At 34.7% G+C, this 1,622-nt stretch carries 1 protein-coding gene and 1 pseudogene; one reads left to right on the forward strand and one right to left on the reverse strand.

Annotated features, from left to right (window positions below; translation table 11 throughout):
• The coding region (locus tag AB0M30_RS47645) for an IS982 family transposase (RefSeq protein ID WP_364599316.1) at positions 1 to 640 on the forward strand (640 nt) is incomplete at its 5' end.
• Between the two features lie 305 nt (positions 641 to 945).
• Here the strand turns inward: AB0M30_RS47645 and AB0M30_RS47650 are convergent.
• Positions 946 to 1,622 (reverse strand): annotated as a pseudogene (locus tag AB0M30_RS47650) (IS3-like element IS981 family transposase); the annotation flags it as partial.

The raw sequence follows: 1,622 nt of genomic DNA on the forward strand, positions 1-1,622 counted from the left end.
TAATGCACTCCTACTGAGTATTCAACTCATTCGCCAAGCTCTCGTCTTTAAAGAAGTTGAAGGGATTGATGTGTCTATTATTGACAGCTTTCCCATTCCTTTGTGTCAGCCGATTCGTAATTTTAGAAGCAAAGTTTTGGGCGACTATGCAAATATTGGCTACAATGCTACCAAAGGTCAGTACTTTTATGGCTGTAAATGTCATGCTTTAGTCAGTGAATCAGGCTATGTCATCGACTACGTGATTAGTCCTGCTTCAATAGGCGACAGTACAATGGCCGAGGAAGTATTGTCTCAATTTGGCACACCCATAGTCCTTGGAGATATGGGCTATTTAGGTCAAGTGCTTCAAGATAGGCTTGAACTCAAGGAAATTGAACTTATTACACCCGTCAGAATGAACATGAAGAAAAAGGACATAACTTTTCCTAATTTTTCAAAACGTCGAAAAGTCATTGAACGCGTATTCTCTTTTCTGACAAACCTCGGAGCTGAACGCTGTAAAAGTCGTTATTCTTATGGTTTTCAAGTCAAATTAGAGATGACGATTTTAACTTATTCTCTAATGTTGAAATCAGCTAAAACCGTGAATTCAAAGACTTTAAGATACTCTACCGGATATCAGGTCATGGCTGAATAATCAACTAGCAATTCGGGTATATGGAGGATATTTCAATGAAAAAATTTTTTAAATATAGTAATTATTTATATTTTGTTGTGGCGATATTAAGTTTAATTGCTTATTTTACTAAGAAAGATATGGATAATAATTTTTGGTTAATTATGTTTTTTGCATGGTCATGTTTTGGTTTTACTTCTATGGCAAGAAAAAAAGATAAGGACAAAAACAATGAAAATAATTAAACGGACTTTATTATCTTTTATGGCATTTGACGTTAAGTCAAGTTTTTAGAGTAACAAACGTAGAATTTTAATCTATTTATTTTAAGCACTTACCTTTTCAAATTGATTAGGTGTAAGATACCCTAAACTTTGATGGATTCGTTTTGAATTATAAAAGGCTTCGATGTACCAGAAAATACTCTGATAGGCTTCTTCAAAGTTCTTATATTTAAATTGATACACCCACTCTCTTTTTAAATGTCCATGCCAAGATTCAAGACTGGCATTATGATAAGGGTATCCCCTTCGACTGAAAGAGTGAGTCATCCCATAATACTTAAGCAACTCTTCATACTCTAGACTCGTATACTGGCTTCCTTGGTCAGAATGAAGAATAACAGCTTCTGGATAGTCTTGTGATTTAATGGCCTTATTTAAAGTTCTTTGCACTAATTCTACAGTCATTCGCTTGCCCAAATCCCAAGCAATGACTTTTTTAGTATAACGATCCATAATGGTTGAGAGATAACCCCATCCTTGTTGAGTAGGAATATAAGTAATGTCGGTTGACCAAACCTTATTTTTCTTTGTAGGTTCAGTCTGTATGAGATTTTTTCGATTGATGTGATCACTTAGTGAGTATCCAGGCTTAAATTTCTTAATGACTACAGACTTGAGTTGAAGTTGTTTCATTAGCTTCTGTACCAGTTTTAACCCGACTTTTTCCCCTTGTTTAAGTAGAAGATGATGAATTTTAGGAGCACCATAGATTTCTCGGT

The organism is Amycolatopsis sp. NPDC051716, from assembly GCF_040681595.1.
Taxonomy (GTDB): domain Bacteria; phylum Actinomycetota; class Actinomycetes; order Mycobacteriales; family Pseudonocardiaceae; genus Amycolatopsis.